Raw genomic sequence first — 24,875 nt, 5'->3', positions numbered from 1 at the left:
TTGTATAAAAAATGAGTAGGAATCTTTATAAAAAAGAGTTCGAATAATTACAAAACACTGTTTTACACACCCTTACGATAAGCCGTTGGGGTATTGCCTGTGTGTTTTTTAAAAGCAGTATTAAAAGAAGATTTTGAATTAAAACCGACTTCGTATAGAATTTCTAAAACCGTCACTTTACTTTTTGAAGTATCTTTTAAAATACCCATAGCACTTTCTATTCGATAGGCATTCACAAAATCATAAAAATGTTGCCCTAATTGATGATTGATTAAAAGAGATAAATCGCGAACAGGAATTTCAATATCATTGGAAACATCCTGAATGGTGAGCGAAGAGTTAAGATATGGTCTTTTCTCAACCATATATTTTTTTAGCTTCAAAAGTTCCTCATTATATTCTCTTTCATCTACTATTGATTCCTTACGGCTTTTTTCTTCTGAAACAATCTCAGAAACAAGCTTTAGTTTCGAATCAATATTTCTAAAAAGGCCAGGGTTATTTAACGCTTTGAATAAATACCAACAAAAAACCAAAAGAGAAGACGATAAAAGTCCGATCTTGATCCATTCCGAAATATGTTGATAGTCAGAAAATTTTAAAATATTTTTTAAAAAAGCTACCGCATATAAAATAGTCAGTACAACGGTAAACTGGAATAACCAATTATAGGAGCTGATGTTTTTACCGGCATAGTTTTCAAGATATAGTTTCTTTGTTTTTGTTAGTACTCTAAAAACAGTAATGATATATAGAACCATCTGAAGATGTATTAAAATATGAATGAACTGGAACTCTATCATATTTTGACGATTCTGAATAAAACTCATTTTAGATGCTGCATCCACTGTATAAAAACGGGGCAGTAACACCAAATTAACCATTAAAAATGGGATCAGATGTAGCAAATACTTTGGCTTTAGCTTAAAATCAGAGTAGCAGACTGATATTATATAAAGATAAAAAACAGGAATTTGGAGGAATGCGAAGGTGGTTCTAAACATTCCCAGATTAGACGGGCCATCAACCACCATGTTAAACAAGGGCTCACTAATATCTATTGCATTTAATATTAGAAAAAAAGCGAACAAACAATTACTGATTTTGTACTTTGTTTTAAGGGTAATCAGAAAAAAGGCTAAAAACAATGAAATGAATAAAGAAACGATGTTTACAATAACTAATAAATTAATATTATCCATTCTTTACTCTTATTTGTTTATTGCTGTTTTATTTTTAAATTTTCATTGGAATCCTGAAGGTTTATCAGAGTTAAAAATCCAACAGATGCAAATATAAAAATTAGATTGACTTTGTTTGATTTTTTTTCATCAAAAGTGCATTAAATAGCTCGTTAACGAACGAATAAATCCCAAATCAATGATTTTCAATAGCATAAATGTAAAATATTTTCGAAATCGGCAATAAAATACTTGAAAGAGCGTCTTGTGGAGTTCATACAGAGCAAAACAGCGCTACTTATTTTTAAAGTAACCCTGTTTTTTAAATTGCCCGAGTTGTTATTTTATTTCTTTTTTACAAATTACTAAATCATTTTATTTGAACTCATTTCTCAATCTTATTCAAAAAATCCTCAGAGTAATATAAATTTGTTGTGTCAACGTGCATGCAGGAACTATCTTTAAAACAACTTTTACAGTAAAAAATCATTTATACAACTCTTTTGAAGTCTTCTCCTCAAAACCGAATTAGTCTTTCACCTCTTTTATAAATGTACCTGACTTATCAAAAATAATATCCATTCCCTCTATTTCCGCTTCGTAAGTCAGTACACCTTTAGCATCCGTAATTTTTGCAGCTTCTTTTATTCTCTTACCTGGATAATGTTTAGTGATGTAGTCTTTTATGGGAGCTGAAAGTTCACTCCTGTTTATTGTTACCTCACTCTCTACAATATTACCGTAAGCATCCAGCAAAACGGAATGTTCTACTTTTTGGACTTTGAATCCGGCTTCATAATTGCCTTCTTCTTTTTCCCATTTTACGTTTTTGGCCTCGGGAAAATGCTTCTGAAATCCAGCTTTTACGTTTGAAGGAACATCTTTTTCCTGAATTCGCTGTGCACAGACAAACGAAATACCAGCCAAGGCAGCCACTAGAAATGTTAACTTTTTCATTGTACTATTTTATTAATTTATAGTACAAATAACCATCATGATTTTGTAGAAATTTTGAATTTTAGATTTGAAATTGAAAGAAGCTGATAGATTTGTATCTGATTGGGCCAGCTGGTAAACCTCAGGATCATTGTGGCTATTTACTCCTTCTGATAACCTCTTTCACCCCACCTTTTGTCAGAATTATAGCGTTGTAAATCCCCGCACTATCGGGAATAAATTCTACTGTCCTGTCATTATTATCTTTTCTAAAAAATTTGGTTTTAGACTCTGGAATAAGTTCCATTTCCACATCGTTAAAATAAAGTTTATCATCAATTTTCAATACGGTAATTTTATCATATTTCCCTGCATATTGATTGTATAAATTTGGATCTATTTCAATTCGGTGGTGTTTATAAGGAAGCTCCACCTCTTTTCCCAATGCAATGGCAGAAAGCCCATAACTTATAATATAGGAAAATGATTCGTTATTAGAAAGTACGGTCACAAAAAGATTGTCATCTGTAAACCGGTTAAAGGAAGTCATTGTTCCAAAAAAGCCTCCATCATGGGCTATTAATTGATGTCCGTGATTGTAGAACGGATTGATGATAAATCCATATCCCCAATTTTCATCACCATAAGGTTTAAACATTAATTTTTTCATCTGCGCGGAAAGAATATCTGTTCCATATAAGGCTTTATCCCATAAGGCCAGATCTTCAACAGTAGAATAAACGCCATCATGACCTACATTAATTTGCCAGTTGATATAAGGATTATGAATAAGCCCACTTTCTGTCCGATAGTAAGCCTTTGCTTTTTTTAAAACTATAGAATCATTATTACTGACTCCTGTATTCTTCATCCCGGCTTTTTCAAATATATTTTTCTTTAAGAAAACTGCATACTTCTCCCCCGAGACTTTTTCAATGATCTTAGCCAATAAATAATAGCCAATATTACTGTATCCGCTTTTAATTCCAGGAGAGAATTCATAAGGTATTTTCTTTATTTCGGCATAGGCAGAATCTTGATCCTTAGTGCTTAAGGCTATTTCTTTAAAGCCCATAGCCAACCCTGAGCTATGCGATAACAACATATGGATCGTCACACTATCACCCTTGGGGTAATCTGGCAGAAATTTACTCAGTTTATCATCAAGGGAGAGTTTCCCTTTTTCAACCAACAGAAGTATAGCGGTTGCAGTAAATTGTTTGGTTACTGAAGCCAACTGAAATTTAGTATCTACAGTATTTTTAATATTCCATTCATAATCTGCCAAACCATATGCTTTTTTTAGTAAAACATGACCGTCTTTTTTCACAAGGACAGTTCCACTAAAGTTGTTGACTTCAACCTGAGCCTGCATATATTTCTCAAGATTAGCTGATACATTTTTCTGTCCAAAAATGAGAAATGGAAATAACAGAATTAGTAGTGTTAGCTTCATAGACGATTTAATGATATTACTAGACTGCAATGTTACTACTTAATAAATCAGCATCATTGTATTTTTGTAAACCCACTAAATAAACATCCATTTTATAACACCTTTTTCAAGTGTTGTTATTTTTGAAAAAAAAAATTTTGGTGTAAAACCTGTTAATTTTTTAAAATCCCTGATCATGTGTGACTGGTCAAAATAATCAACACTATAAGACAATCCTACTCGATTTTGGTCGTCAAGCCGGCTTTGAATAGCTGCCCTGAATCTGATAATTTTTTTGAACTGGGAAGGCGTTTTACAAATATGCTGATCAAAATGCTTGTTGATCGTTGTTCGTGACCGACCCGTAGTATAAGACAATTTCATCATAGATTGATTGATATTATTTGTATGCAACATTTCAGTCAGTACCTCTGCCAACAAAACATTCTCAAACGGACGAAATTTTGAAAGCCAATACAATTCCAGCACTCTGATTTTTTCATCCGGATCTTTTATAGAAAGAATGGCTGCCATGGTTTCTTTATAATCCTCATATGGATTAAAATCAGGAAAGTTTCCTTCCGCATAATCTCTTAAATTATTTGGTATAAAAGCATTGATCCCTAACGGTTTGAAGTACGTAGTAATTTCATTGATTACGCCTTCATAGTTTATCAATACAGGCTCATTAAAATTACATACCAGATTTGTTTCAATGGGATTAGACTGGCAGTATCTAATTGTCATTTTGTTTTCCATGATCAGAGTTTCTGTTTTCTCACTCATCGTGACAATGGTATAGATACTCGGAAAGGTAAAATAAGTTGCAGAAGATTCTTCAGAGGTCTGCTCGAGGGTATAAAAGCATTCGATATACTTTTTTAATATAGGATTTTCAGGTCTATAGATTTTTATTGTCATTTTTTTAGCTTTCATCTCTACATGAATACTGTAAATCTAGCTCAATTTATCCAAGTTGCTGCCAGTTGAGAAAGAACACCTGCTTTTTAAGCAATTCCCAGAGTATTTGGAAAATCTTTGTAATAAACAATACCACTTGCGTCAAATTGAATAAGTGCAATAGAAGATTGTATTTCAAAAGCTTCATTTGTAGCCAATGATTTTCCCTTTGTGAAATACTCAACCGTGACTGTAAGGTCATCTGCACAATGATATATTTTTGTATAAACACTTTCTATTTCAATCAATTTAGTCAGTGGATTTTGCTGTACATTGTCAAAGTGCTTTTTTATATTTTCTTTTCCCTTTATTACAGCTCCTCCATTAACTGTAAACGGTATTTCAAAAATTGCATTCTCTGTAAAATAGCTAACAAACCTGTCATAGCTTCTTGTCTGTAAGGAATTTGACAGGTCCTGAATAATTGCATTTATTTTTAATTCGTTCATTTTATTGATTAAATGTGGTCTTACTTATTTTAAGTCAGATGACGTTAATGCAGCCAATCTTTTTTCAATAGATCCAAGTTAAACAAAAATATGGAATTGTAAAATATTGACAACTAAAGAAATAAAGCTGTTAACATCGGATTCAAACCCTGATTTCATCATTATCATGACCATCAACTGCTCCATTTCAATCTCAAGTACCACTGAGTACAACCCCCAATCTTAAATTTGACAATTTCACAATAAAATGGCATTTACAATACATTAAATTCTTAATCTGCGCACAAAAATATGGCCTTACTCCTATATTATTCACTTAGATCTTAAAAGCAATTTTCTATAAAATGCAGTATTTATACGTAATGATAAAACTGAAAATTGAAATAAGTTTGTGCATCTGATTTACCATATCTAATTGATTTTTTTATTTATCACAATCTAATGAAATATATTGATTATTTATTAAAATCACATCCATGAAAACGAAAACCAATAACCGAAACCATGAAAGGTAAGCAATTCTACTCCCTGATCGCTTTGTGTGCAACTGTAATATTAAATGCACAGGTAGGGATAAATACAGACACGCCCAATGCAACTTTAGATGTTGCAGGAACTACAAACCCTAATATGAAGGATGGCCTTTTACCACCAAGGGTTTCTAAGCAACAATTAGCCGCAAAAGACTCCGGAACTTACGGAAGTGACCAGATTGGAGCCATTGTTTATATTACAGACATTATTTCACCAACCGGATTAATCCCAAGTATAGCACAGGTGGGCAGTATTCATAATACCGGATATCACTATTTTACGGGATTGCAATGGGTAGCAATTTCAACAAATATTTACAATTCGGATGGAAGTCTCACGGGCAATAGAGTGGTAACTCAAGATGCCAATACTTTAGCATTTACCTCTACCTCTGTGAATGCTTTTTCTATTGACGGGACTACCCTTTCGGTAGATGCGGCTAATCACAGAACCGGATTGGGAACAGCTTCTCCTGAAACACGATTTCATGTAGTTTCTGCCATTCCATCTTCAAACCGATATAATTTGATTGATGCGACCGCCGGAACCAACTCATACGGAATTCTGGCTTTAAGAAATACTTCCGCTCTGGCCACAGGAAATTATTCATTACTTGGTTTTACCAATAGCGGACCTTCGTCAGGCGGGGCTAACTGGGCGTTGGGATCTGTTCGTACAGGATCCACATTAATCAACGGATCAGAAGAAGATTTCTATATTGGAAACTCTGTTGGTGGAGGTTTGATTGAAAGAATGAGAATCAATTCAATAACAGGAAATGTAGGCATTGGAACATCTACGGCAACAAATAAACTTCACATCAATGCGACCAACCCTATAAGGCTGGAAGGATTGCAGGGGGCATCAAGTCCGGTAGGAAGTTTAGCGGTAAACAGTACAGGCGTTGTACAATTGCGTAACTCATCCAATGTAAGTGCCGCAAGAGGAACCGGTGTAGTGGTAATCACATTAAACAATACATTTACAAATGCTACAACTTCCGCAAAGACTTTTGATAATCTGAATGAAATGACAGGAAATACTTTTACAGCAAATGCCACCGGATTATATAAGGTTGATTTTATGGTTAATTACCCTCAAAGAGATGCCACTGAAGACGATGGAGATGGATATACGGGATATGCTCAAATCAGTTTAAACGGAGTTCAGCAATCTTTTACAAGTAATAAAGTTACGCTCCCAGAAAAAAACGGAGCCCCTTCATTTGTTACATGCACAAACTCAACTCTCTTAAAAATGAATGCTGGTCAGATCCTTTCATTTCAGGCACTTTCTTTTGGATCAACTCCGGGTTCAACGAATATTGCAGCTCCTTTCATCATAAGTGTAGTTCGACTCGAATAGTCACTGAAATTAGATACAACAGGTCAAATTTCCCACTTACCTTTATCAGGCAAAATTCTATTAACACAAAAGACCACCACTTATTTAAAGTGGTGATTTTTTTGTTTCAACTGATAATTAGAAAATTCATACCCTTGCGAATATTTTTTTTTCACAACTCTTTCAAAATAATAGAATACATTTTATATGCCTGTAAGGAATGCTCTGGATAAATCTACTTCGTATTTTTTTGAAATTAAAACCCACGATGGAGCTATTTTTTATTTTCTGAATAAAGATACGGACTGGAAAGGTGAATCACCTATCATGAAGTTAGTAAGCAAACATCCTTTATTCTCTTTAAAGACAAAGGAAAGAGTGATTGTAGCAGGTAAAGCGAGAACCTATTCTATGGGATGTCTATGAATACAATAATCTTATTGTAAGCAAGCTATACGCATTATTCTTTCAAAAAAGAGTAAATATGAATAGCTGGTATAAATTATTATATGAATGGATTTTCACTGTTTGCCCATTTTTCAGTTGATGATAACTACTGTAATGATTGAAAGAAAATTTCGGATATTTTTTTTACTGCTATGCATTTCCGTAAATTTGACCTGTAAAAATAAAATAAATCTTAAATAAGATAAGAATGGAAAAGTATAATTACGGGGTCATCGGTCTCGGAGTAATGGGAAGAAACCTGCTTTATAATATTGCTGATAACGGTTTTTCAACAGCAGGATTCGATTTGGATGAGGAAAAAGTAAGAGAACTTCATCAAGGAGCAACTCCGGGAACTTCAGTTAAAGGAACAGCTTCTTTGGAAGAGTTTGTATCAGTTTTGGATAGTCCGAGAAAAATTATTTTAATGGTTCCCGCTGGAAAGCCTGTAGATGCTGTCCTGGAAAGCATTACACCCCTTCTCAGCCCAAAAGATATTGTAATTGATGCGGGAAATTCTTATTTCAAAGATACTGAAAGACGCATTGCTGATCTCGCTTCAAAAAACCTTCATTTTATGGGAATGGGCGTCTCAGGAGGAGAGCAAGGCGCAAGAAGAGGACCAAGTATTATGCCTGGTGGAGATTTGGAAGCTTTCAACCTGTTAAAACCTATGTTGGAATTAATTGCAGCAAAAGTTAATGGTGAACCTTGTACCGCTTACATGGGCAAAGGTTCTGCAGGAAACTACGTAAAGATGGTTCATAACGGTATCGAATATGCCATCATGCAGTTGATCAGCGAAGCTTACGATTTGTTGAGAAAAGGAGCCAATCTAAACAACAATCAGCTTTATGAGGTTTTCAAAACATGGAATGAAGGTGAAATGAATTCTTTCCTTATTGAAATCACAAGAGATATTTTCCAGCAAAAAGATGATTTAACAGATGGTTTTCTTGTTGACCAGATTCTGGATAAAGCCGGAGCAAAAGGAACAGGGAAATGGACTTCTGAGCAGGCTATGGAAATTGGTGTTTCTATTCCGACTATTGATATCGCGGTAACTTCAAGAATTTTATCCGCTTATAAAGATGAGCGAGTGAAAGCTTCTCAATTATATCCTAAAGGAGAAATAACAACTCCGGAAAATACAGATGTGTTCATCAAAGAAGTGGGTGAAGCCTTGTATTTGGCTACTTTAATCAGCTATGCTCAAGGGTTAGCATTATTGGTAAAAGCTTCTGAAGAATATCAGTTTGAAATTCCGTTAAAAGATGTTGTTAAAATATGGAGAGGTGGATGTATTATCCGTTCTGTTTTATTAGAAAAATTCTATTCGGCTTATTCTAAAGATCAGAATTTATCTAATATCCTATTGGATCAAGGGATTTCAGAAATCGTAAAAGATAAAATTTCTTCATTAAGAAAAGTCGCTTCCTTTGCTGCATCAAATGGAATTCCAAGCATAGGAATTCAGACAGCTTTAGGATATTTCGAAGCCTATACAACAGAATCTTTACCGATCAATCTGCTTCAGGCTCAGCGTGATTATTTTGGGGCGCACACTTACCAAAGAATTGACAGAGAAGGAGTTTTTCACACTTCATGGCAAAACGTAAATAACTAAATTCGGAAAATGAGCGACAACACAATCCTGCATCCAACAACCATTGTTATTTTTGGTGCAACAGGAGATTTGGCAAAAAGAAAGCTTTTTCCTGCATTTTATAATTTATATATCGATGGCAGAATGCCCAAAGGCTTTAATATTCTAGCCTTAGGAAGAGCCGAAAATACGGATGAAAAATTCAGAGCTTATATTAAAGAAAATCTGGAGAGTTTTTCCAGAAAAACTGTAACCAAGGAAGATTGGGCTGGTTTTCAGGCACACATCAGCTATTTTCAGCATCAGTTGGATGAAGAAGATTCTTACCAAAAACTGTATCATAAATTAGAAAATTTCGACAAAGTATACGGAACGAGAGGGAACAGGCTATTTTACCTTTCCATCGCTCCAAATTTCGTGTCGGTTATTTCAAATCATATTAAAAATACCTCTATCGCTTCAGATCCTGCAAAAGATCGAATTATTATAGAAAAACCTTTTGGTCACAATAAAGAGTCTGCTATAGAATTGAATAATCTTCTTTCCCAAACCTTTCAGGAAGAACAGATTTACCGTATCGACCATTATTTAGGGAAAGAAACCGTTCAGAATATTTTAGCCTTCAGATTCGGAAACTCAATTTTCGAGCCTTTATGGAATCACAGGCATATAGAATCGGTCCAGATTACTGTTGCAGAAGAAGTAGGAGTAGAGACAAGAGCCAGTTTTTATGAGCAGACGGGTGCTTTACGTGATATGATTCAGAATCATCTTTTACAAATTCTATGTATGGTTGCTATGGAGCCACCGGTTTCATTGGAGTCTGGTGAAATCAGGGATCGTAAAGTGGATGTTTTAAAATCAATTCGCAGAATTTCTTCAGATAAAGTAGATCATTATGCAGTTCGGGGTCAGTATGGAAGAGGAAAAGTAAATGGAGTCAAGGTAAACGGCTATCGTCAGGAAGAAGGAATTGCCGCTGATTCCAATACAGAAACATTTGCTGCCATTAAGTTTTATCTGGATAACGAAAGATGGGAAAACGTTCCTTTCTATGTTCGAACCGGAAAAAAAATGAAAGAAAAGCATTCTTATATTACCATTCAGTTTAAACCACTTCCCCATTCTACATTTTCAGAAAGCACATCACTTTTATCAGCTAATCGACTGATTATTAATATCCAGCCGCAAATGGATATCAGATTGCAGTTTATGTCAAAGAAACCGGGACTTTCATTAGAATTGAAACCGGTAGAAATGATTTTTGATAATTTTGCCTGCCAGACTGATACTCCTGAAGCCTATGAAACTCTTTTATTAGAAGCACTTGTAGGTGATCTTACATTATTTATGCGTTCTGATCAGGTAGAAGAAGCCTGGGATGTTGTAAAAACAATTCAGGAAACCTGGGAAACAACCAAGGATGCTTCTTTCCCAAATTACGATGCAGGAAGCTGGGGACCTGATGACAGCAATGCTTTGGTTGAAAGACAAGGGCATCAGTGGGTTTAACTATTTAATTAAGAAATAAAAATGGATATTACAATATTTAATACGCTCGATACTTTATATAAAAAAGCAGCAGATACTTTCGTTGACCTTTCCGAACAATCTATTCAAAAAAACGGAAAATTTGTAGTAGCGATAAGCGGTGGTTCTTCTCCGAAAGCCATTTTCAGCTTATTGGCGACTTCAGAATATGCAGATAAAATAGATTGGAACAAAGTTTATTTTTTCTGGGTAGATGAAAGATGGGTTGCTCTTGATGATGAAAAGAGTAATTTTAAAATGACTCTGGAAACACTTTTAAATAAAGTTCCTGTCAATAAAGATCAGATTTTCCCTATGTATAAGGGCGGAATTGATCCTGAAGATTATGCTAAAGAATATGAAGCGCAAATCAGAAATGTATTAGGTGAAGAAGGTGTTTTCGATTTTATCCTTTTAGGAATGGGTGATGATGGTCATACCGCTTCCTTATTTCCGGGAGAAGCAGTACTGGATGAAAAAGAAAAATGGGTTGCAGCTTATTATTTGAAACCTCAGGAAATGTTCAGGATTACTCTGACAGAACCTATTATCAATAAAGCCAACAACATTTTGATTGTTACATTCGGTACCTCTAAAAAGCATGCTCTGAACGAAGTTTTAAATGGAGAATACAATCCGAAATTATACCCGCTTCAGTTAATTAAAAAGAAAGACGGGGTTCAGATTTTTACCGACGAAGAGGCAGGAGCCTAATATTGTATTTTTTTCATTAAACGGATTAAGGCAATACTGTCTTCGTTAAAAAAATAAGATATCGCCACTTTAAACAAGTGGCGATATTTTGTGTATAAACCGATCATTAGAAAGAATTCATACCCTTTCAAAGCAGTTTCCCATCATTCTTTCAAAATAATATACAAAAGAGCTTAAACGATTTACAATACTGAAAAGCATCGGTATAAATATTAATATAAACTTTTGTATTTTTATACAACAAAATACATTTTCTGCCTGTATGGCAGGGAAAACCAAACACTATTATTCGTGAAAAAATTAAACCCCAGTTATTTCGAGTTCTTCTTTTACAGGTATGGAACAATTATTATTCTTGTTCATGTCGTAACAATAGTATGTTATTTTTTAAGTACACAAGAAGAAGATCCCATTACCTTAATTTTTCCTACCATTCTCTGTTTCACTTTTTTCCCACTTGTCTGTTTATCAGAATATCGGATGCTCGAAAAAAATCTTCCTCCAGCGAATGTCTTTCTTACTGATAGCAGCTTTATCATCAATGAACATCATTATTCTGCTGAGCAAATAGAAGAAATCACCTATATGCCTGTAAGAAATACTTTGAATAAATTTCCAAATTATTTTTTTGAAATTAAAATCAATGATGGTCGTATTTTTTATTTTCTGGATAAAAGTATGAACTGGAAATTTGAATCGCCTACCCTAAAATTACTGAATAAACACCCTCTTTTCTCTTTAAAAACAACAGAAAAAGAAGAATCTTCAGATGGCTTCACTGTGTTTAAAAAGCAAAAACAATAGTAAAGCTCAACATCCAACAAATATTATTATAAGACTCCATATTACAAACCTAAATTTTCTCAATCATGAAGTTAGAATTATATCAAATAGATGCGTTTACAGAAGAAATTTTCCATGGAAATCCTGCGTGTGTTGTCCCATTGAAAAATTGGCTGCCTAATGAAGTTCTTTTAAAAATAGCCCGTGAAAATGCTGTAGCAGAAACTGCTTTCTTCATTGATAATGGTGACACCATTCACCTAAGATGGTTTACTCCTGAAATAGAAATGGATTTATGTGGACATGCTACCCTTGCCACTGCTCATTGCTTAGCTTCCATTTTAAATTATCCAAACAACAGAATCGTTTTTGAAACTAAAAGTGGTGAATTAACAGTAGATGTAAAAGATGGATTCTATTATATGGATTTCCCGTCAAGAATGCCTGAACCCTCTACTCTTCCGGATACTATAGTAAAGTCTCTCAATATACAACCTACAGAAGTTTTCAAATCAAGAGACTATGTTTTGGTATATGAATCTGAGGAAGATATCAAAAAAATTATCGTTGAAAGATCTATTTTGGATCTTATTAATCTCGATCCGGGAGGCGTTGTTGTGACTGCTGCGGGTACAGACAGTGATTTTGTTTCAAGATATTTTACGCCACAGTCGTCTATTCTTGAAGATCCTGTTACCGGTTCTGCACACTGTTCACTGATCCCATTTTGGTCATCAAGGTTAGGAAAAGATCAACTTTTCGCCCGTCAACTTTCAGAAAGAGGAGGCCAGCTCTATTGCGAAAACAAAGGCGAAAGAGTGATTGTGGCAGGTAAAGCCAGAACCTATTCTATGGGAAATCTGTGGATAGAATAATGCTATTTTAATAGAGATAAAGCCCTCATCAGCAAAAAAGCACTAATGAATTTAAATTGGTGCTTTTATTTTCTAAATCATTTTTAATATCTTTAAAGAAAGGTGTAATGTTTCCATTAATGAGATCACAAAGGAAAAGCTAATCATAAAATTAAGTGAAATATGAGAATTGCGATATTCGGGGCTCACAATGTTGGCAAAACCACTTTGGCGGAAGAGCTTCTGGAACATCTGTCAGGTTATACCCTTGAGACAGAGCCTTATTACCAAATGGAATTATGTGGTTATGAATTCTCAGAAATTCCTGATGCCGAAGACTTCGTTGAACAATTTAATTATTCAGTAAAACTGATTCTGCAAAGTGGAGACAATGTGATATTTGACAGATGTGTTATTGATCTCTTAGCCTATCTTCATGTTCTTGATCCTCGTAGAAATATTCAATCTCTCTTTGAAAAGGCTCAGGCAATAATTGATGAAATTGACCTTTTTGTATTGGTTCCCATTGAAGAACCGGATGTGATCCCTGTACACCAGATTGAGCTTCCAAAACTCAGAAACCAGGTCAATGATTTACTCTATGATTGGATTAATGATTTTAGAATAAAAGTAATTAGAGTCAATGGTCCATTATCTGATCGCAGAGATCAGGTACTCAATGGAATTTTATCCACTCCTGACACATAGCTGTCAATGATACTGCTAATTTTGTTGTATTCAATCAACAACTTCATTCTATGTGAAATTTCTCTGTCATACAGGATTATAGGCCATAGATAACTGAATCAATCAAAAACAAAAGCAAAATAAAAATACAATGGAAACAGGGTTAGAAAAAAAGAGTATCGCTATCAACACCAAACAGGAATGGCGTGACTGGCTTATGCAAAACCATCGTTCAAGCCAAAGGATATGGATTATTTGCAACAATAAAAAATCCGGACTTCCCACAGTTAGCTGGAGCGAATTAGTGGATGAAGCCATTTGTTTTGGCTGGATCGACAGTACTAGAAAGACTGTAGATTCCAATTCATTTATGCAATTGTACACCCAACGCAAAACCAAAAGTAACTGGTCCAAAATCAATAAAGAAAAGGTTCAGAGGCTTATAGATACAGGTGTAATGCAGCCAGCCGGGCTTGAAAGTATTAAAGTGGCTAAAGAAAACGGCTCGTGGACTATTCTGGACAGTGTTGAAGAGCTTATCATCCCCAATGATCTGGAAAACGCCTTTACAGCACATGCCGGTTCAAAAGATTATTTTTTAGCGATGAGTAAAACCTTAAAAAAAATGATATTGCACTGGGTTACATTTGCCAAAAGGCCGGAAACCCGTCAAAAACGTATTAAGGAACTGGTAGAACAGGCAGCAAAACAACAAAGACCTGCGCAGTTCAGATAATCCGGTATGCTTTAGTGAAATTGGAGAAAGTCAAACCTCGATCCAATGAAGTCATTTTGTAAGATATCGTTTTCAAATACTCTTTTAAAAAATCATATTCGAAGAAATATTACCAATCTGCTGTATTTCTTTTAAAATAAGAGGATCAATATCCATTTTTGAAGTCTTTAAATGATTAAATTAGCACTGAATTAAAATGCGCTAAGATTTCTATGAAAAATATATTCGGTGTATTGCTTCTTTCTATGGTACAGCCCATAGTGGCCCAAACCAAATTGGAAAAAGCAATTACAAATCTTGAGAATAATTACGAACAGGAAAAAGTATATGTCCTTACAGATAAATCACAATATGCAGCTGGGGATAAAATCTGGTTTAAGAGCTTTGTATTTGATGGGTATAACCGCTCTGCACTCTCTACGACCCTCTTTGTAGAACTGTACAGTTCTGATAAAAAATTAATAGCCTGGAAGACCGTATTGCTTACCAATGGAGAAGGCAGCGGAGATTTTCAACTGAAAGAAGATCTTCCTGAGCAGGTTTATTTTGTGAGAGCTTATACGCCTTACATGACCAACTTTAACGAAGACTTTCAGATTGTGAAAACCATTCCGGTTTACAATCCAAACTCCCCAGAATCACTGATCATTTCTAAAAGTTCTGATTGGTCTGCAAAAGCTTTTCCGGAAGGCGGAACCTTCGTTAATGGTACTTCTACAAAATTTGCTGTAAGATTATCAAGCGGTACTTCTTTACCAGAAAACTGGACCGGAAAAGTAATTGATGCACAAAATCCCAATGTTCCTCTAACTACTTTTAAGTCTTTTGATAAAAATGTAGCCTCTTTTACCATAACGCCTGCTTCAGGAAAAAAATACCAGGCGATCATTCAGGATAATACAGGAAAAAGCAAAACAATAGACCTGCCACAAGTAGCAGATAGTGGTCTCCATTTAGAAGTTAACAGTGCTAAAGATGGAATTAAATACACGTTAAAAGGGGTTAACTTAAAACAACAGCTCCAAAATTATAAAATTGTAGGAACCATTAATAACCATCTTGCTTACAGGGCCAATATTAAACAGTTAACCAATGAAGCTTCCAGTCTTATTCCTATCAAAATAAGCAATGGAGCGAATGGAGTTTTACAGTTAGCCATCTTTGATGACCAAGACAATCTGGTAGCACAAAGACTTTGCTTTATAAGGCCCAATGATCTAAAACTTGAGAAAGCTGAAATTATAGGTCAGAGTATAAAACAAACGCCAAGATCTTTCAACAGCATTGACCTTTCCCCGGAGTCCTATTTTAAACATTATACGGTTTTGGTAAGTGAAAATGATGGCAGCAATAAGCCCGAAGAAGAAAACTTGCTGAGCAGCCTCTGGCTAACGGGAGATTTTACTACAAAAATAGACAGCCCGGCCCAATATTTTTCTAAAACGGCCAATAGTGAAGCATTGGATGCGCTGCTTATTTCTGAAAACTGGAAAAGGTTTGACTGGAATTCTGTACTTAGCGGATCTGTACCCACTATAAAGACCAAATCTCCAAAATTTCTTTCTTACAGGGTGAAACCTGTTAAAAATAACGCTTTGATAATCAATTCCAGTGTGGTTTTATTATTGAAAGCCGGCAAAAGTGAACCTGTTATCAGCCCGTTTCAGACCGATCAAAGCGGATATGTTTATTTAAATAATCTGAGCAATGATGAGCCTGTGAATGTTTCGTTATTTGCCAATTCAGGAAATGAGAAAGAATCCAATGCTGAGAATTTATTCGTAACAGTAGAGCCATTGGTAAACCCTACAGAATTTACGGGCAACTTTCCTCCAACACAATATAAACTAGTAAAAAATACCGGAAATAAAACCCTTCCTCCCACCATTTCCAGAGCTATTATTACTCAAAAAAACACTAAAAAAATAGAGGGTGTCGAGGTACAGGAAATTAAAGAAGTAGAATTAACAGGAAAGAAGAAAGATCCGAAAGAAGAATTAGACAAACAACTGTCCACAGGAATGTTCAGTTCTCAGAACTCTACCATATTCGATTTTGTGAATGAAGATCAGCATACCGACGGAATGCCCAATATATTAGACTGGTTACAAGGAAGAGCAGCCGGTTTAACCTTTCAAAGAAATAGCTCAGGAGCCAATGTACCTTATATTCGGGGGCAGCAAGCTAAGCTATACTTAGATGAAATCCTTACAGATCCTACGATGATTGCTACTATGCCTGTCAACAATATTGCAATGGTAAAAATTATTAAGGGCGGTGGATTAGTAGGTGATGCAGTAGCTGTCTATACAATGAGAGGCAATATGAAAACTAAGAATACCGGAAAAGAAGCCCCAAAGAATAACTCATCTGTTATCAAAGGATATGATAAGCCAGCGGAGTTCCTTGTTGAAATGCTGGATGAGGATGCAAAAATTGAAAATGACACGAGAGAAACCCTTTACTGGAATCCTAATTTATTCGACAGCGATTATGTTCCGCCAAGAATTAAATTTTTCAATAATGACAGCGCCAAACAGTATAAAGTTTTGATCATAAGTTTTGATGATGATGATAATCTTCTTTATCAGAACGAGATCTTTAAATAATATATTTCTCCAGATTACAAAGCCTTTCAGTTTTCCTGAGAGGCTTTTTTAGTTTTGAAATCGGAACCTGGAAGACATGCAATACCATAAGACTTTGAAAATAATTTAAAATTATCATACAAACAGACTCAGATATTAGCAGATGTAATATATTTGAGACTTCAATTTTTATATCAGCAACTAATAAACCTATTAATCATGAAAACCTCAATGGCATTCTTAGTTCTTCTTGTTTCAAATTACTTTTTTTCACAAACGATTCATTCTGAAAAATTAGATAATTATTTCAATTATATTGAGAATAATAATTTAGGAGTGGGACGTTTGTCAGTTTTTAAAAATGGGAAAGAAGTATATGCTAAAAGTTTTGGACAAAAAAATATATCTGAATTAATTGATGATAAAAATACCCGATATCAGGTGGGTTCTGTGACCAAAATGATGACCGCTGTTTTAATTTTTAAATTAATTGAAGAAAAAAAATTAGATTTAAATGATAAACTTTCAGCGTTTTATCCGGAAGTTCCAAATTCAGAGCTCATAACCCTTAAAAATTTATTAGAACATACCAGCGGATTGGGAAGTTATGTGGTAAAAGACGGAGAGGTTTGGGTAACGGAAAAGACCACTGACCGGGAAATCATGGAACTCATTGTCAAACAAGGGAAAAGCTTTGAACCTGGCGAAAAAACAGCATATTCAAACTCCGCTTATTACCTCCTGACTAAAATTCTTGAAAAAAAGCATAATAAACCGTTTTACCAAATACTCTATTCAGAAATTATACAGCCTCTGAGGCTCAAAAATCTGGCTTCTTTCAAACCTGATCAAAAAAATGTATTTCTGCCTTATCGATATGAAAACAATTCATGGACGATTCTGAAAAAGGAAATAAATTTACTCAATGTAATTGGCGTAGGCGATGTCTCAGCGACCCCTTATGATCTGAATATTTTCATCAATAGTTTATTCCATAATAAGATCCTAAAGAAAGAATCCATGGAGCTGATGGAGCCTAAACCAGGAAAAGAAAATTGGGGAAGAGGGATGGCAATCTGGGATTTTAACGATCTTATATTTTATGGACATGGTGGAGATACATTAGGATCACATGCCATTCTTATTTATAATAAAGAAGATGACCTCTCCATCGCTTATGTTACGAATGGAGAGCGAATTAAAAAAGAAAACTTCATGCAAAATGTTGTTGATCTGCTTTATAACAAAGAAATTAAGCTTCCGGAAATACAAGACAAACCATAACAGGTGGTAAGCAAAACAATAAACGGAAATCGAAACACTACAATTTTTTAACAGGTTTCTTCAAAAGAAAATACTAAATATTCCGTTTAATTCTTAAATTTAACCAATGCAAAAGAATCTTTATCTCATCATCATATTATTTTCTCTTACCAGTTGCTATACTTACCAGGTTAAAAAGCAAGTGACTACAGCACCAGACAATAAACAAGCATTTAAAAAGAATGCTATTCGTACGACTCCTGATGCTCCTCAAATGCAAAGTGCAGCTGCTGAATTCCAAAGCCCTACCACACAACAAGCACCTGTCCCAATCAATATTCAGGAGAAACTTACCCCCAATAAAAATGTTAAAATTGACGTTGACGGCAAGAGCTATAAAGTAATCGTTGACCGATGGGAAAGCGACAGCCTGGTAGCCCATCCGGTTAATAGTCCTAAAAAAATTCTGAAATTCCATAAGAACCAGATCAATGGTGATAAGATTGCGGAAAAACGTTTTTCAAAACCCATAGCTGATATTATTACAGTTCTGGCTTATGCCGGAATTGCTGTTGGAATATATTTTCTTGTCCGCTAATTTTTTTCACAAATCCTTTCGTATAAACTAAACCTTCTGACAACAGTATAATATTAATGAGTTTTGATGAAGATAGTCATCTTCTTTACCAGAATGAAATTTTTAAATAATAGATTTTCTAATTAAAAAGCCTTTCAATTCTCCTGAAAGGCTTTTTAGAAATACATTCAGCACTATCGATGCTTTAAGATTCTGTCTTATAACTCTGGACATGCCATTTGATTGTCATCAGGAATACACATATTCCCTCCAAATGGTAAAATACAGTCATTGGTTCCAGGAGGGCATTTTGAATCACCATTATTACCTTCACCACCCTTTACTTGCTTCATTTCTTTTCTTGAAACTTTTTTTAAATTTTTCATGTTTTTCGTTATTAACTTGTTAAGTATCAAATATAATAATAATTCCCAATATTAAGATTTATATTAAAATAAAAGTATCTCAACTTTCCTGAAAGGATTTTTTTAAGAATAAGAAAACTATAATGTTATTGACGAAACTGTATGGTTATTTATTATCAGAAGAAAAATCCCCACTACCGCACGAATCTTTCGTGGTTTTAATATAATATTACAAATCAGACATTCTAAAAAAAAAACAATATCATCTAAAAGCCCTTTTTCATCAGAATAATCTATTGCACTGCTGTATCTATAATCTTCTGCACGGAAAACCAAACCTGCTTTTACAGGATTTTGATGTACATAATTAATCTTCTGATTAATCACTCTATTGCTCCACAACTCAATGGGTTTATTATCATGTCTCCAAAATTGGTATTGGTTTACATTTGAAGCCTTTGAACCTTCTTTGAGAAAGAAATTTAATAAAAACTCCTTTCTGCTTTCTGTAGGATTTTCTTTGATAGCGGTCACAAGTGCTTTGCTTATAAATCTTTTTAAATCTCCTATCAGAGCTTCTGGTTTTTGCCCATTTATACTTCTGAACACTAAATGCACATGATTTGACATGATGCACCATGCATGTATTTCCATTCCTTTATTCTTTTGGCAAAATCTTAAACTTTCTACAAAAATTTCTTTGTATTCATTTCTAATAAAGACATCCAGCCAACCTACAACAGCAAAACTTATGAAATATAATCCTTCAGGATTATGGAATTTGTAATTACGACTCATCAATTATGTTTTTATAAAGATAAAAACTTTATGAGAATGGGATTGAGATAAAAAACCATAAACCACACGAAAGGATTCGTGCGGTAACTAAGGAGAAGAGGATTGAGGTAAAAAACCACACGCTACAATCGTGCGGTAACTAAGAGTAAAAATCAAAAAACCATTATAATATAAAAGACTGCCTCAAAAGACAGTCTCTTATTATTAATGGGATTTTATTTGTTTATGGCCAAACTGTTCCTTTTTGGCTAGGGCTTGTCCATGGTTTTCCGGAGCAGCTTGTTCCCGGATGGGCAGCAAGACATTTACTGACCCAAGCACTGCCCACATCGTGAGATTTCACTTTGCTTCCTGAACAATAGGTAGTTCCGGTGTTATCTTTATAGAGCTGATAATTGGGATAGGCACCTTTCTCAAGCATTTCCCTTTCACTATTTACCTGTGCAGGATAATCGACGATAGCACCAAGAACCCAGGCTATGGAATCTCTATTGTTACCAGCGATCAGACTTTGAGGAGGGGTTAAAGTGATCTTGATAGTTGATTTTGAACTGTCTACCTGAATAGACGAAGAATACGTAGACTCTGTAACACTGGCCAAAGGAATTCCTAAGAAGGAAAGTGTTGCAGAAGAAGATTGTTCAAAGGTTTTTTGAATACTTTTATAATCTTCACCAGTTACCGTAATCTCAACACTAGGGTAATTAGAAATTGCAACCCCGTTCAGCAGACCGAAAGGTCCGTCAGGTCCGAATTTTGTAGCAGGATTCGGAGAAAATTTATATCCGGAAATATGTTTTTCTTTCTCTTTGTCTGCACTGTTTACTTCCGCTTTACGGATAGGATCAAACCATGCCCAGTACATATTGCTTGCAATATTAAAATCTGTAGGACCAAAATTGACAAGCGTAACTCCGGTAAAAGACATCGATATTTTGATCGAGTTTTTGCTGATGGCGATATCTTCACTGAAATAATTAGCATTGCCCCCAATTCCTAAGGTAAAGAAGTCGAAGATAGGAATAGAAAAACCAGTCTTCCCTTGTACGGAAACCTGGAACCGGCTTTCGGATTCACGTTTAACTTCCATGTCTATCTGAGCCGCCTGAGAGGTATTTTTAAGTCCGTTTAAAATATCGCTAAGGGGTGTTGTCACCTGGAAGGCAGGTAAAACACTGTCGTCATTCAACTGCAGACCTCCGTTATCTTTTTTAGGCTGTTGTACATTCTTTAACACTCTGGATAAATAACCATTATTCATCGTCACATTGTTCTGTAAAGATATTGTGGCTCCCAGAGCATTCAGATAATTCGCTAAAACAGGAAGAATAGGTTGGCCACTTGCCGGAGTCTTATTCAGTAAAGCATCCAGGTTATCACTTTTCTGAATTTGGGATAAGGTAGTTGCCGGATTAGCCCATTCTGTAGCGATTTTATTCATAATGATATCAATAGGCTGCATTGTTTCTGTTGCAGGAGGAAGCGAACCATAAGCTCCTACCCATGCATTAAGTAAAGCCATCTGCTGATCTGTAGCATTTTTATGAGCATCATTTAATATCACTGTATCTTCTTCAGATAAAGAATAATTGACTTTTGAGAAAACATCAATAAAATAATTGGTAAATACCTGATCAAGCTGAACCGGCTCAGTATTGGCTTTAAGATTTGATGAGATCCAGTCGTACGTTTTTTTATTAAACTTAAGATTTGACGGATCCTGCCAGTAATAAGGGAAATTTCCTTTGCCGTTAATGGTTATAGAGGATAGCTCTGTGCTTAAAACACTTGATAGTATATCATTAGCCTTGTCTTTTAATTCTGTAATGAGTTCTGATGCTTCTACAAAAGGAGCAACATTTTCTGGATTTTTCATGATTAATAATTTTTGGTTTTTTTCCTACTCTTTTATCGGCTTTTCGGAGACTGCCATTTTTTGTTCAGGGTTTCGAAACATCTTTTGAACATGTCAAAGTAACGGCGAAAAATGAAGTGATGTTAGCGTATAAATCTCTAATTTTCATGTCAGGTATTTATACCGTAGTCAATAGGCGTTTATACTACCATATTTTAGTAAGTATTTATACCTGTATCAATTACAACGCCCATTTTTAGAAATTCTATTTCAGGAAAACCATAAAAAATAAAAGCATCATGTTGTAATGATGCTTTTATTTTCAATCTATGCTAGATATTTTCCCTTATTCATACTTAGAAAAATCTACCGCAAAAATACAACGGTTGACCTGGTTGCCATTCTGCGCTCCGGCATTGGGTTCATATTCCGTAAGGCTCCATAGATAGTTGTATTGAGATTCATAATAAAGAGACTCTGCTCCGTAGGGCCATCTATAACGTACCGTATCATCTGCTCCGTCGGTATATCTTGCCAGTCTGGCATTGGAACCGTAGGAATTGCTTGGAGATCCGGTACAGGAAAGCCATGTTTTGTTTCCTTTTCGGAATACGCCCTGGATACCATGGGCATGGTTATCTGTAAAAAGACTGTTTTTAGGAGCGACACTCACAATCCCTGAGTTTTGGATGGTTCCATTGGCATCAACAGGAAAACCAAAGACTTTAGGAACAATAGAAGCATCCGCACTGCCTGCATAATATTGTCCTGTCCAAAGCTGAGTTCCTTCATCATTCACCTGTATGGTGGAGAAAGGACTGGCATTATTAATCTTCTGATACCCGGTCTGAGGTAATATATACCGATAGTTGAAAGCGAATAAATTTCCGTTGGCATCTTTACCACATTTCTCATTGGTCGTATCTCCGGTACTTACTTCAATAATTTTATTCAGATCAAATATCCGAACCCCCAGATTGGTACTGCTGAGATATATTTTCCCTTTGAAATAGGCTATGCCACCAGCATGTACTTTCAATGGGGCGTAAGAGCCGTATTGGGTATAGGTAGTGGTATTGGTTGGGATATCAGGCTGTACCAGAAGGATATGCCGGTAGGTGAGATAGGTGCTTGAACTTGGGCTGATGTCGATCAGCGTAATGCGGGACCCTTTATATTCGGCGTCATCTTTTGCATACCAGCTCACCAACAGATAGCGAACACCATCTTTGGTAAATCCGGCAATTCCCTGTGGTCTCCAAATAGAAGTAGTTTCATCATCAGTGTTCCAGCGGATTCCCCTTACCCTGTTTTCTTCCGGGATATTGAATCCATAGACTTCGGTGTATGCATTTCCACCAATAGCCTGACGATTTTTATTAACCTGGGCCGGATTTAAAAAGCTAAAGCCTGAATTGATATAAGTACTGGTATCTACATAAGGATTAACACTCACCTCTGCATCTACTCTGCTGGTACTGGCTTTCGATGGAAGCTCCTCCTCCATTGCTGCTGAAGTTAATTGATTATTCTGACATCCGATGCCTGTTACAGCAAGCATAAACATCCATCCAAAGAATTGTTTTTGAATCATAATTATAGGTAATAAAGGGTAATACGTATTTATAATTTGTAAATCGCTCACGAAACTACCGGAATCTGTTTTCATGGAAATTACCTCTGCATTAAATGTGTATTACATTTATGTTTTCTACATTTCCGGTAAACACTACGTGCAATCATAGCTTTCTATGATGATGGAAGTCTATGGCTCGTATCTCAATGTGGCTCTTAAGCTCAATCATACATTTCATTTCAAACAACCCAATAAAAAATACATGAAAATATCGAAAAGAACAAAATCTTAATCTATTTATTAATATTGAACCGGGTTATGTATATTTGAGTATTAGTGAAAACTCCAGAACGCTGTAATCCTACCTTATGAAAACAACCCTTAGTTACCTGTTTATTGTACTGTATACTTTTGTAAGCTGCCAGGAGAAATCAGTCATTAATGATCTGCAATTTTCTAACTATTCAGGACATCCCAAAAAGGTCACAGAGTTCATCACGTTTTCAACTCAGAATACAAATAAAAGTATTTCTTATTTTGACAAAGAAGGTTTTCTGACAAAGATAGAATACTATAATGCAACCCAGAGTGAATCTCCCAATGAAAGATTCATAGATCAAATTATTACCTATAATTCAAAAGATAAGACCAAACGTTATTTCGAAACCGTTAATTCTAAAAATAAAAAGGTAGAAAGCAATGGCTATTTTGAAAAAATATCCGATTCTGTGTATCGGAGAATTTCAAATACTGTTGATCATAAGATGTCGCTTAATAAGTTGCTTTATTTTGACAAGAATAACCGCCTTATAAAAACGGGAGAAACGGGAACTTTTTATGGTACTCCAATTAATAACATCATTTTTTATACGTATATCAATGGTGAAGAGCATGAAATGCTTATTGAAGATGTAACCAATCATAAAAAATCTAAGCTTACTTCTAAAAATGTAAAACTGGACGCGAAATCTAATCCTGTTTATATAGAGCTAACAGATGAATATGGAACAGTTCAACAAAAAATAGAAAGAGAATTTGAATATTATTAATCTGAATAAAATGCTGTGTAAACAAGCATTATATTTGAATACCCACTAACTAATCACTCAAAATGAAAGATCGTAACTATAAAATAGAACTCAGACCTACAACAGTCGATGATTTAGGCACTCTTTTTCAATTTCAGCTTGATGCTGAAGCCAATCATCTGGCAGCATTTACTTCAAAAGATTTTGCCAATAAGGATGCATATTTGGTTAAATACACCAGATTACTGAATGACCCGACTGTCAATAACCAGACCATTATAGTAGGTACTGTTATCGCAGGAAGTATTGCAAAGTTTATTATGGAAGGCAATACAGAAATCACTTATTGGATTGATAAAGAGTTCTGGGGGAAAGGTGTTGCCACAAAAGCGTTAAAAGAGTTTCTTACCCTTGAACCGGCCAGACCTATTTTTGGACGGGTTGCCTTTGACAATTTTGGTTCACAGAAGGTACTGGAAAATTGTGGCTTTCTTAGAATCGGTACAGATAAAGGTTTTGCCAATGCAAGACAGATGGAGATTGAAGAGTTTATTTATAGGCTTGATGCTTAATTCAAAAAGCTCAAAACGGGAACCTTATAATTTTATAGCTGAAAATCACTTCCAGCC

Annotated in this window: 23 protein-coding genes; 14 read left to right on the top strand and 9 right to left on the bottom strand. The window is 35.1% G+C overall.

Annotated elements, in window-relative coordinates:
* Positions 1 to 62: 62 nt before the first annotated feature.
* The 5 genes from EG344_RS19180 to EG344_RS19160 form a co-directional block, all read right to left on the bottom strand.
* Positions 63 to 803, bottom strand: coding sequence for a helix-turn-helix domain-containing protein (locus EG344_RS19180; RefSeq protein WP_228412771.1), 741 nt, complete (start codon positions 801 to 803; stop codon positions 63 to 65).
* A gap of 906 nt (positions 804 to 1,709) precedes the next feature.
* Complete coding sequence (locus EG344_RS19175) at positions 1,710 to 2,138, bottom strand: PepSY-like domain-containing protein (protein WP_123910968.1); 429 nt, start codon at positions 2,136 to 2,138, stop codon at positions 1,710 to 1,712.
* A 136-nt stretch (positions 2,139 to 2,274) separates the two neighbouring features.
* Positions 2,275 to 3,573, bottom strand: a complete 1,299-nt coding sequence (locus EG344_RS19170; protein ID WP_123910967.1) for a serine hydrolase domain-containing protein — start codon at positions 3,571 to 3,573, stop codon at positions 2,275 to 2,277.
* 75 nt (positions 3,574 to 3,648) lie between these two features.
* Complete coding sequence (locus EG344_RS19165; protein ID WP_164464474.1) at positions 3,649 to 4,473, bottom strand: helix-turn-helix domain-containing protein; 825 nt, start codon at positions 4,471 to 4,473, stop codon at positions 3,649 to 3,651.
* A gap of 86 nt (positions 4,474 to 4,559) precedes the next feature.
* Positions 4,560 to 4,961, bottom strand: a complete 402-nt coding sequence (locus tag EG344_RS19160) for a nuclear transport factor 2 family protein (protein WP_123910965.1) — start codon at positions 4,959 to 4,961, stop codon at positions 4,560 to 4,562.
* 504 nt (positions 4,962 to 5,465) lie between these two features.
* On the opposite strand from EG344_RS19160, the gene EG344_RS19155 reads away from it, so the two are divergent.
* The 12 genes from EG344_RS19155 to EG344_RS19100 all read left to right on the top strand — a co-directional run bounded on the left by EG344_RS19155 (position 5,466) and on the right by EG344_RS19100 (position 18,645).
* On the top strand, positions 5,466 to 6,860 hold the full coding sequence (locus EG344_RS19155; protein ID WP_123910964.1) for a hypothetical protein: 1,395 nt from the start codon (positions 5,466 to 5,468) through the stop codon (positions 6,858 to 6,860).
* A 186-nt stretch (positions 6,861 to 7,046) separates the two neighbouring features.
* A complete protein-coding gene (locus EG344_RS19150; RefSeq protein ID WP_123910963.1) occupies positions 7,047 to 7,265 on the top strand; it encodes a hypothetical protein in 219 nt (72 codons plus the stop codon).
* Between the two features lie 229 nt (positions 7,266 to 7,494).
* Positions 7,495 to 8,913 carry an NADP-dependent phosphogluconate dehydrogenase gene (gene gndA / locus EG344_RS19145; protein ID WP_123910962.1) on the top strand — a complete coding sequence of 473 codons (1,419 nt, stop codon included), beginning with the start codon at positions 7,495 to 7,497 and terminating at the stop codon, positions 8,911 to 8,913.
* Positions 8,914 to 8,922: 9 nt separating this feature from the next.
* A complete protein-coding gene (zwf, locus tag EG344_RS19140) occupies positions 8,923 to 10,404 on the top strand; it encodes a glucose-6-phosphate dehydrogenase (RefSeq protein ID WP_123910961.1) in 1,482 nt (493 codons plus the stop codon).
* Between the two features lie 21 nt (positions 10,405 to 10,425).
* On the top strand, positions 10,426 to 11,136 hold the full coding sequence (gene pgl, locus EG344_RS19135; RefSeq protein ID WP_123910960.1) for a 6-phosphogluconolactonase: 711 nt from the start codon (positions 10,426 to 10,428) through the stop codon (positions 11,134 to 11,136).
* Between the two features lie 291 nt (positions 11,137 to 11,427).
* Positions 11,428 to 11,940, top strand: a complete 513-nt coding sequence (locus tag EG344_RS19130; protein WP_123910959.1) for a hypothetical protein — start codon at positions 11,428 to 11,430, stop codon at positions 11,938 to 11,940.
* 65 nt (positions 11,941 to 12,005) lie between these two features.
* Positions 12,006 to 12,794 carry a PhzF family phenazine biosynthesis protein gene (locus EG344_RS19125; RefSeq protein ID WP_123910958.1) on the top strand — a complete coding sequence of 263 codons (789 nt, stop codon included), beginning with the start codon at positions 12,006 to 12,008 and terminating at the stop codon, positions 12,792 to 12,794.
* A 162-nt stretch (positions 12,795 to 12,956) separates the two neighbouring features.
* Positions 12,957 to 13,481, top strand: a complete 525-nt coding sequence (locus EG344_RS19120; RefSeq protein WP_123910957.1) for an ATP-binding protein — start codon at positions 12,957 to 12,959, stop codon at positions 13,479 to 13,481.
* Positions 13,482 to 13,611: 130 nt separating this feature from the next.
* Positions 13,612 to 14,196, top strand: coding sequence for a YdeI/OmpD-associated family protein (locus tag EG344_RS19115; protein WP_123910956.1), 585 nt, complete (start codon positions 13,612 to 13,614; stop codon positions 14,194 to 14,196).
* 212 nt (positions 14,197 to 14,408) lie between these two features.
* A complete protein-coding gene (locus EG344_RS19110) occupies positions 14,409 to 16,805 on the top strand; it encodes a hypothetical protein (RefSeq protein WP_123910955.1) in 2,397 nt (798 codons plus the stop codon).
* Positions 16,806 to 17,003: 198 nt separating this feature from the next.
* The gene (locus EG344_RS19105; protein ID WP_123910954.1) at positions 17,004 to 18,068 is read left to right on the top strand and encodes a serine hydrolase domain-containing protein; all 1,065 of its coding nucleotides are present in this window, start codon (positions 17,004 to 17,006) and stop codon (positions 18,066 to 18,068) included.
* 106 nt (positions 18,069 to 18,174) lie between these two features.
* Positions 18,175 to 18,645, top strand: a complete 471-nt coding sequence (locus EG344_RS19100; protein ID WP_123910953.1) for a hypothetical protein — start codon at positions 18,175 to 18,177, stop codon at positions 18,643 to 18,645.
* 197 nt (positions 18,646 to 18,842) lie between these two features.
* Here EG344_RS19100 and EG344_RS24065 read toward each other — a convergent pair whose 3' ends face one another.
* The 4 genes from EG344_RS24065 to EG344_RS19085 form a co-directional block, all read right to left on the bottom strand.
* Positions 18,843 to 19,010 carry a bacteriocin-like protein gene (locus EG344_RS24065; RefSeq protein WP_164464473.1) on the bottom strand — a complete coding sequence of 56 codons (168 nt, stop codon included), beginning with the start codon at positions 19,008 to 19,010 and terminating at the stop codon, positions 18,843 to 18,845.
* A 117-nt stretch (positions 19,011 to 19,127) separates the two neighbouring features.
* Entirely contained in the window at positions 19,128 to 19,787 is a 660-nt protein-coding gene (locus EG344_RS19095) for an REP-associated tyrosine transposase (protein ID WP_317126495.1), read from the bottom strand.
* 223 nt (positions 19,788 to 20,010) lie between these two features.
* The gene (locus tag EG344_RS19090; RefSeq protein WP_123910952.1) at positions 20,011 to 21,663 is read right to left on the bottom strand and encodes a lamin tail domain-containing protein; all 1,653 of its coding nucleotides are present in this window, start codon (positions 21,661 to 21,663) and stop codon (positions 20,011 to 20,013) included.
* A gap of 325 nt (positions 21,664 to 21,988) precedes the next feature.
* A complete protein-coding gene (locus EG344_RS19085; protein ID WP_123910951.1) occupies positions 21,989 to 23,236 on the bottom strand; it encodes a hypothetical protein in 1,248 nt (415 codons plus the stop codon).
* A gap of 350 nt (positions 23,237 to 23,586) precedes the next feature.
* Here EG344_RS19085 and EG344_RS19080 point away from each other — a divergent pair, with 350 nt between their 5' ends.
* On the top strand, positions 23,587 to 24,267 hold the full coding sequence (locus EG344_RS19080) for a hypothetical protein (RefSeq protein WP_123910950.1): 681 nt from the start codon (positions 23,587 to 23,589) through the stop codon (positions 24,265 to 24,267).
* Positions 24,268 to 24,329: 62 nt separating this feature from the next.
* A complete protein-coding gene (locus tag EG344_RS19075) occupies positions 24,330 to 24,818 on the top strand; it encodes a GNAT family N-acetyltransferase (protein WP_123910949.1) in 489 nt (162 codons plus the stop codon).
* Positions 24,819 to 24,875: the final 57 nt, after the last annotated feature.

Origin of the sequence: Chryseobacterium sp. G0162 (assembly GCF_003815715.1) — a bacterium.
Classification (GTDB): Bacteria; Bacteroidota; Bacteroidia; order Flavobacteriales; family Weeksellaceae; genus Chryseobacterium.
The sequence above is the reverse complement of the archived record's forward strand: the minus strand, read 5'-3'. Positions and strand labels throughout refer to the sequence as shown.

Excerpts from the sequence above, each read along its gene's own strand:
- EG344_RS19180 (WP_228412771.1), bottom strand. The coding sequence starts at position 803 with ATGATAGAGTTCCAGTTCATTCATATTTTAATACATCTTCAGATGGTT.
- EG344_RS19175 (WP_123910968.1), bottom strand. The coding sequence starts at position 2,138 with ATGAAAAAGTTAACATTTCTAGTGGCTGCCTTGGCTGGTATTTCGTTT.
- EG344_RS19170 (WP_123910967.1), bottom strand. The coding sequence starts at position 3,573 with ATGAAGCTAACACTACTAATTCTGTTATTTCCATTTCTCATTTTTGGA.
- EG344_RS19165 (WP_164464474.1), bottom strand. The coding sequence starts at position 4,473 with ATGACAATAAAAATCTATAGACCTGAAAATCCTATATTAAAAAAGTAT.
- EG344_RS19160 (WP_123910965.1), bottom strand. The coding sequence starts at position 4,961 with ATGAACGAATTAAAAATAAATGCAATTATTCAGGACCTGTCAAATTCC.
- EG344_RS19155 (WP_123910964.1), top strand. The coding sequence starts at position 5,466 with ATGAAAGGTAAGCAATTCTACTCCCTGATCGCTTTGTGTGCAACTGTA.
- EG344_RS19150 (WP_123910963.1), top strand. The coding sequence starts at position 7,047 with ATGCCTGTAAGGAATGCTCTGGATAAATCTACTTCGTATTTTTTTGAA.
- gndA (WP_123910962.1), top strand. The coding sequence starts at position 7,495 with ATGGAAAAGTATAATTACGGGGTCATCGGTCTCGGAGTAATGGGAAGA.
- zwf (WP_123910961.1), top strand. The coding sequence starts at position 8,923 with ATGAGCGACAACACAATCCTGCATCCAACAACCATTGTTATTTTTGGT.
- pgl (WP_123910960.1), top strand. The coding sequence starts at position 10,426 with ATGGATATTACAATATTTAATACGCTCGATACTTTATATAAAAAAGCA.
- EG344_RS19125 (WP_123910958.1), top strand. The coding sequence starts at position 12,006 with ATGAAGTTAGAATTATATCAAATAGATGCGTTTACAGAAGAAATTTTC.
- EG344_RS19120 (WP_123910957.1), top strand. The coding sequence starts at position 12,957 with ATGAGAATTGCGATATTCGGGGCTCACAATGTTGGCAAAACCACTTTG.
- EG344_RS19115 (WP_123910956.1), top strand. The coding sequence starts at position 13,612 with ATGGAAACAGGGTTAGAAAAAAAGAGTATCGCTATCAACACCAAACAG.
- EG344_RS19110 (WP_123910955.1), top strand. The coding sequence starts at position 14,409 with ATGAAAAATATATTCGGTGTATTGCTTCTTTCTATGGTACAGCCCATA.
- EG344_RS19105 (WP_123910954.1), top strand. The coding sequence starts at position 17,004 with ATGAAAACCTCAATGGCATTCTTAGTTCTTCTTGTTTCAAATTACTTT.
- EG344_RS19100 (WP_123910953.1), top strand. The coding sequence starts at position 18,175 with ATGCAAAAGAATCTTTATCTCATCATCATATTATTTTCTCTTACCAGT.
- EG344_RS24065 (WP_164464473.1), bottom strand. The coding sequence starts at position 19,010 with ATGAAAAATTTAAAAAAAGTTTCAAGAAAAGAAATGAAGCAAGTAAAG.
- EG344_RS19095 (WP_317126495.1), bottom strand. The coding sequence starts at position 19,787 with ATGAGTCGTAATTACAAATTCCATAATCCTGAAGGATTATATTTCATA.
- EG344_RS19090 (WP_123910952.1), bottom strand. The coding sequence starts at position 21,663 with ATGAAAAATCCAGAAAATGTTGCTCCTTTTGTAGAAGCATCAGAACTC.
- EG344_RS19085 (WP_123910951.1), bottom strand. The coding sequence starts at position 23,236 with ATGATTCAAAAACAATTCTTTGGATGGATGTTTATGCTTGCTGTAACA.
- EG344_RS19080 (WP_123910950.1), top strand. The coding sequence starts at position 23,587 with ATGAAAACAACCCTTAGTTACCTGTTTATTGTACTGTATACTTTTGTA.
- EG344_RS19075 (WP_123910949.1), top strand. The coding sequence starts at position 24,330 with ATGAAAGATCGTAACTATAAAATAGAACTCAGACCTACAACAGTCGAT.